The sequence below is a fragment of the Roseateles sp. P5_E8 genome (assembly GCF_054177665.1).
In genome coordinates this window covers 1-7062 of record NZ_JBGCUM010000105.1, presented here as the reverse complement: position 1 = coordinate 7062, position 7062 = coordinate 1, and the positions used below count along the sequence as shown (strand labels likewise).

At 56.9% G+C, this 7062-nt stretch carries 2 protein-coding genes and 2 pseudogenes; 3 read left to right on the top strand and 1 reads right to left on the bottom strand.

Features of this window, described 5'->3' with window-relative positions:
* Positions 1–888: 888 nt before the first annotated feature.
* Positions 889–3219, bottom strand: coding sequence for an Ig-like domain-containing protein (locus ACXRVZ_RS27165; protein ID WP_458233084.1), 2331 nt, complete (start codon positions 3217–3219; stop codon positions 889–891).
* Between the two features lie 336 nt (positions 3220–3555).
* Between ACXRVZ_RS27165 and ACXRVZ_RS27160 the strand changes: the two are divergent.
* The 3 genes and pseudogenes from ACXRVZ_RS27160 to ACXRVZ_RS27150 all read left to right on the top strand — a co-directional run.
* Positions 3556–4122 (top strand): annotated as a pseudogene (locus ACXRVZ_RS27160) (IS3 family transposase); the annotation flags it as partial.
* Positions 4123–4584: 462 nt separating this feature from the next.
* Positions 4585–5922, top strand: a complete 1338-nt coding sequence (locus ACXRVZ_RS27155; RefSeq protein WP_458233083.1) for a hypothetical protein — start codon at positions 4585–4587, stop codon at positions 5920–5922.
* 1071 nt (positions 5923–6993) lie between these two features.
* Positions 6994–7062, top strand: a pseudogene (locus tag ACXRVZ_RS27150) (XRE family transcriptional regulator); the annotation flags it as partial.

Sequence of the window (7062 nt, the reverse complement as noted above, 5' to 3'; positions counted from 1 at the left end):
GGATTTAGGTGGGTCGTCCAACCTTGCATGCTTCGGCGCGCCATGGCGAGCTGCGCGATGGTGGCCCCCGCCCCTCATGTCGCCGTTGGTGGCGCTCGACCAAGTTTCGCGTGGTCCGATGCGCCGATGGCCACACCTCGGCGCGGCCTGGCTTCGTGCGTCGCGGGCGACAGCGGCAGCGTCCTGGCCGGATCCGCGCGTAGCGCAGTGGATCAGCGCCAGCCAGTTCGCCAAGCGGGCCGTTTCCGCAAAAAGGGAAGGAAATGGGCTGCTGGCCCCAGGCGCGGGACGGGCCGCGACGAACTGCGCGGCCAAATGCTCCGCGTCAACAGCTCGAAAACGCCACCAACACGCTTCGTTCGCTTCAGGCGGGGTCCCGTCGCTGGCAGTCCGCGCCCGAGAGTCAGCAATGTGCCCAAAGCCGACTTGTGGTGCGACGCATCAGTCGGCCCGTCACGACCCAGTAGCGCCATTCGCACCCTCACATTCGTCTTCCCGGAAGAGTTGGCCATTCAAGGGATGCGCGACCCCGTCATCGTTGGCGTGGGGCGGGTTACGGGGATGGTGCGGCTAGAGGCAGGAAACCATCGCGTACGAGTCCTGTTGAGCAAGCGTGTCATGCGCGTCCCCGCCGTTGCCTATGTTGGAGATAGTGCCGTCACCCACGAGGGAAACGGCACTCACGAGAGCGCAAGGTGGCCGCTTCGACTTCCGCCAGGCCTTGGAATACTCGGCCCGTACCCCATCAAAGAGTACATGAAGCTGACAGACGCGTTGGCGGCAGTTCCTCCGTCCTGGCCCGGTCCTGATGACTACCTGAAATAGCCAGTGTCGTTAAAAGCCCAAAGAACTTTTACATTCTCCGGGCTTCCCATTTATCGCAAGAGGTCAGAAAGGAAGGCTGCCATTCAGGTAGGTAACGCCTTTTCGATTCATACCTGTAATCTTTACGTTGTTGAATCGGACGACGCGATTTCTTACGTCAATAGTCAAGCCGGTGGCCTTCACTGCGGCAATGGCTTGTGGGCACATGTTATAGGCGTCGCTGCTGTCTCCGGGGAATTGGTAGCAGCCGACTGACAAGTCGTAAACCTCTGTTGCCGCTTTAACCCATACAGTGATGCTAATGCGTGAGTATGGAATGGCCTCTACATCTGTGGGCACTGGATAATTACCGCTGCCACTTGCTTCAATCCGAATGTAAGAGGGCGCCTCAGTTCCTTCTTCGACCCAAACGAACTCACGGGACTTGCTGTATAGCTTGTAATCAACGCCATTACGCGGCGGAACATTTATTTCGCCGCCATCTCTGACGATGTATTTTGGAAGAATGGTAGTACCTGGGACAAATGTTTTGTAGCCAAAATCAGCAGCATCGCCAGACAGCGTGATGACTCCACTTCCCTGAGGGGGAGCGTCAACTTGCAACGTGGCACTCGCGGTGACGTCTCCGTTTGGGCCTGAACAAGCGAGCGTGAACACGTAAGAGCCGGGGCTCGGCGGCGTAAACTTTTGGGTTCCACTGGTCGCGAGTTGTCCGGACCAATTCCCCTGCGCTTGGCATTTCTCCGTGTTTACAGAACTCCAGGTCAATGTAACGGGTTCATCCACCACTATCTTGACGGGAGAGACGGTAAGGGCAGCGGTTGGTTGGGGCAAGCTTGTGACGTGGACTACTACAACGCTTTCTAACCCGAATACGTCCTCCTTGACAGTGATGCTGACTGGGGTGTCAGACGCGGCCTTTGCAGTGACCCTACCCTCTTGGTCGACGTCTGCTATTGCTGGGGCGGAAGAGCTGTACCGTAGACCGGAAGGCAAGGGCACGGTAGCGCTCTGTGCGTCAAGCGCGATGAGATGCAACTTGTGGGAAGCCCCTGGATGCAAATTCAACTCGGCAGGGGTGAGCGCGAGGGCGACGGGGCAAGTAATTACCTGAAGGGGCCCCGTGCCGTCCGGCCCTTTGTTTTGGCAGATACCCACTTTAAACCTGGTGTCCCAATACTCAATCATGTAGTAGGCTTTAACCAAAAGTCCGCCTACTGTGCTCGCCCCTCCAAGGAAGCCCAAACCCTTTGAACCTAAAAGTGCAAACTGGTTAATATGCCGCAAGAATCCTTCCTGCAATTTCGGGTCTTTGGCTCGTTTTTCAAGAAACTCGGAAATCTGATTGCTTCCGCCTGTGCAGGCTGCGCTTTTCACGAAGAATTTCTGCCAAGTTGCGGGTTGTCCCATATAGCTTGAAATACTTGCGGCTACTTGGTTCTTTGGAAGAGTAACCCAAGTGAAAACGGGCGCGTCGTTTATTACATCGGCGCTAGCGTCGCGAAGACAGGTTAGTATCCCGGAGGGTTCAAACAATAGGCCTGTTTCAATTATTCCTTTGATTGAATCCTTAATGTCAAGAATCCTGCTTACATCGGACCTGAATATTTCCAGATTCCACGCCTTGCCGTTTCCCGGAATTGCGACGGGAGTAGCGCTGAAGAATGAAAGAGGGTCGCCAGAGGAGAGCGCTATCTGAGCGTTGAAATCCAGGCCTACAGGGACTGGTTGGATAAGCGTGCCGTCAACAGGCTGCAGCCCTCTGGCTGCAAAATTAATAGGGAACTCATTCTTGACTAACACGCCGTTGGTTGCCTGGTCAGCCCCCGTCACCGTAATCGTGAACCAGCCCAGAGGGCCTCCGGTTAAGGCCTTGAAGGGGAGGGGCTGGCGAGCCGTCGGCGTGGCCAACTCAAGTCTATGGGCGGTAGCTGCTTGAGCTTTTGGGGGCGCCAGCTTCGCAAGGGCTTGTGCCAGTGCTTCGAGCAAGCTGCCTACGACGGCGGCGTCTCCCWTTGGAGGGGTACCTGCTGCCTGATGGGTGGCAATTTTTGCCACCACGCCGCTAAAGGCCGAAGAGCCTTTGACTGCCGCCAGGAGGTCAGCAGTGCTTACGCCAGGAGGCGGCGGACCGTACGCCATAAGGGCAAAGACCAACGCGGTGCTTTCCGCTGTTAGCCGGGCAGTTGGCTCACCTTTTGACAGCACCCCTGCAAACAATATTTCGTTTTTTGCATCCGTCGCAAAAATGGTGGCTTGGCCCCCTGCCTCAAGAATGGGCGTGCTAACGGCCTCCCCATACTTGGCCTGCCCTGCCAACGTCGACACCTCCGCAATTTTGGCGATGGCCGCTGCGGGGACTGAGCTGTCTACAGAAACAGCTGCCGTGGGCAACTTTGTTTCCTCGCTGTCCCCACTGCCCCCGCAGGCGCTCAATGTGAGCGAAAGGGCGATACCGGTTACGGTAGCTAAGCAGGCTCGTATCCCACGAGTACCTGCTTCTTTGAAGCAAGAAGTTGTCATTGTCCCGTCCCTGGGTTGCTGCGGTCCTATCGCCGCATCAGGCGAGTATGCCCAAGCCCCCTAGCTTTCAATGAGGGCTCACCCCAAACGGCTCCCCAGCGGTCATCAACCGAGGGGAGCCTTCTTTTGACCGCGACTAGGCGGTCTACTCTTCGCCCATTTCCTCCTCTGCGGCCATACACCGCGTGCAAAGGCTGTCCGTATCCTAAAAAGAGAATCGGCCTTCTTTGCCCGCGAGCTTTGGTGAGCTACCAGTTCGTCGCGCAGTTGCACAAGAAGGCCGTCACTGTCGAGCGGCTATGCCGCGTTCTGGGCGTCAGCCGTTCGGGCTACTACGGTGCCCGTCAGCGCGCCAAGCTCGCACCCAAGGCCTGCTTGGTCAGCACGCAGTTGAAGGCCGCGTTCGCCGCCAGCGGCCGTGTCTATGGCAGCCGTCGCCTTGGCGCGGTGCAGGGGCTGCACATTGGACGCCACCGGGTGCGGCGTTTGATGCGCGAGAACAGGCTGCGGGCCCTGTGGCGGCGCAAGTTCGTCCACACCACCGACAGCGGCCACGCGCTGCCGGTCTCGGCCAATGTGCTGGCCAGGCGCTCCAACCCGAGCGGCCCCAACCAGGCCTGGGTGAGCGACATCACCTACATCCGCAAGCGCAGCGGCTTCCTGTACCTGGCGGTGGTGCTGGACCTGTACGCCCGCAAGGTGGTGGGCTGGGCGATGGCGCCGAGCATGCACGCGGAGCTGGTGTGTGCGGCGCTGCAACTGGCCATCGCGCAGCTTCTGGCCGGTTGCGTGACTTCGTCCAACTGGACCGATGACTGCAACGGGCACCTTGCCGCCTCCCCAACCGCGGCCTCGATGGACTGCTTCTGTCCGGAAGCTTCCACCGGCCTGCTACCAGGAAGCAGCCGGTGCGGGGGCCTGCCCCGCCCTTGGCAAGGTACGGCCGCCGGTTGGCTTCTCAGATTTTCGGCTGCTCAGAAATCTCGAGTGCGTCATCCACCTCGATGCCGAGGTACCGGACCGACACTGGTGTGATCTCGAACTGAACGGGGCGCTGCGTCTTGTGCTGCATCGCGACTGACCGACTGGTCACGGTGTCACCGTGGCAGACATCTCCCACCCTTGGATAACGTCTGCGCACGTCATCTAGGTAATCTGCCCGATTACAACTCTCACCTCCCTGGAGTAAGTTGAGAATCGTTTGTCTAACCGAATCACAATCAGGGAGTTATAACAATGAAACGCACCGCCTTCGCGATTTCCGTGCAGGCCATTGTCGCAATAGCGCCTAGCTTGGCATATTCGCAGACTTTGGCTGTCGAGTTGCCCACCAAGGGCAATATCTCCTACCAAGGCACCTATGACGGGAATGCTCAGTCGGGTACGAGAAACGTGCGGACGCAGGAAACAGCAGGTGCGCTGACGATTCGCATGAGTTTGGATGGGCCGGCTGCTACCGCAGAGATTCGTCCAACGGGAAATATGACGATGTTCAAGGCTTCCGGGACCAGAATTGGCCAAAGATGCAAGCTCTTCACTCAAGGGGGGGATTTATTTGAAGGGGAGTGCACCTCTGCGTATTTCAATGGGGCCCTCACTTCGCCAAATAGTACTAACAAGTATCGGTTTAATGTTAGATTCACTACGAAAGTGTTAGAAGTGGTGGATGATGCAGAATCTCAGCGAAAAGCTGGGGCAAACAAAGCTGCGGATGAGCAAGTTCGGGCGAATGTCGTCCAAGTTTCGGCGCAAGGGTGGAATTCTTCAACGATTGTTTCTGCGAAACAGATTTCAAAAGATTCCAAAACCTATAAAAATTGTCCAACAGGCTGCAATTTGGAAGAGGAAGGAATTCCTCTGAATGAGGTAGTTGGAAGGGATGCATATTTTAGCAGAGAAGCGAGCCCCTATTATCACCCCAGCCGGGCAAATTGGATAACAGTTAACATTAAAGGAATCAATCCTGTCAATTCATGCGAGGTAAATACGTGGGACTATTTTACCGGTGTAGAAAAGATGATGGATATTAGGGCGCTATATTCGGCGGGCGCTGTTGTCCAGTTTGTAGAATCCCCATCTCTTTGGAAAATTAGGTCGAGATACGGTGACTCTTTTCTTTCGTGCTCTGCAGAGAGAGCGGCCCGGAACAAGGGAGCTCCGCGACTAAGGAATCCCTGCCCATTTGGTTGCGATCTTCAACAAGAAGGTATTCCAATTACTGAACTTGTTGGCAAAGACATATTTGCGCGAACAAACACTGGCGCATGGGTGAAGATAAAAGTAATAAAGGCTGCCGATAAAAGTATAGATAGGTTCCTGTTCCACGACTATCGAACAGGTGCTAGTGGCTGGAACGATAGAGGGAACTTTTTCTCTGAGGCTGCAAAAAATCAATTTGATAGCAATCCCAACCTATGGATAAAGCGGGAGCGGGAAGCAAACAGGCGCGCGGAGATCAATAAAGCAATAGGTGACTTCTTTATGGGGACGCCATCAAAGGGTGCCGATAAGAGCACATGCTATTACCCGCGCACGCTAGAAGGAAAGTATGCTGACGAGCCCGTCTGCCCTTGATTAGCTTGAACTCCGCGCAGGCCGTACCCCGGACTACGCGGCCACGCGGCGTGCTCAGTCGGCGTCGACGCGTGAGCATTGGCAAAGAAATAACAACGACGGTTGGTTCCGAGCGGATGAGATGGTCAGATATATGTCATTCGGTAGCACGGATATTTCAGCCGCCAGCCTCACATGGTACAAATAGGGTTGAGTCTCGCCAACATTCGGCGTTGAGCGCTACGAATACACGTCGGACTAGGCTCAGGCCACCACGTTTCTGAATCACAACGGTTTGTTGTGGTCACTATCAACCCGGTTGAGGAGACAGCGTGCTCGGACTCCCTGAGACGAGCCATCTACAGTGGCGCTGCAGCGATTTCAGCCATGTATCAACGGCTCCTTCGGGCACATTGCTGACTCTCGGGCGCGGACTGCCAGCGACGGGACCCCGCCTGAAGCGGACGAAGCGTGTTGGTGGCGATTTCGAGCTGTTGACACGGAGCATTTGGCTGCGCAGTTCGTCGCGGCCCGTCCCGCGTCTGGGGCCTGCGGCCCATTTCCTTCCCGCTGTGCGGAAACGGCCTGCTTGGCGAACTGGCTGGCGCTGATCCACCGCTACGCGCGGATCCGGCCAGAACGCTGCCCCTGTCGCCCGCGACGCACGAAGCCAGGCCGCGCCGAGGTGTGGCCATCGGCGTATCGGACCACGCGAAACTTGGTCGAGCGCCACCAACGGCGAMATGAGGRGCGGGGGCCACCATCGCRTAGCTCGCCATGGCGCGCCGAAGCTTGCAAGGTTRGACGACCCACCTAAATCCTTCGCCAGCGTTCGAGCTTTTCCGGATATTTCTCGCATCTTTGTCGCGAATTTGCCGGGTTCTTGACGCGAACTTTTCGCGTTCATTGCATCTGTCGATGCACAGCGGACGCGACGCGATTTACACGGGCTAGACGACTCGGCTAACGTCTTCCGGACGGCTCAGCTGTTGATTTCCTCCGAAACCTGACCCACCCCATTCAGTGATTTCCGTTCAAACCTGACCCACGTATGAACCCTAGCCTGCCGCTATTTGCGGCAGGAGCACTGGAGTGATTGACGTGGCGACACTGAGTGTCATCAGGAGGTGGGCCCTGCGCGAGCAGCTGTCCATCCGCGAG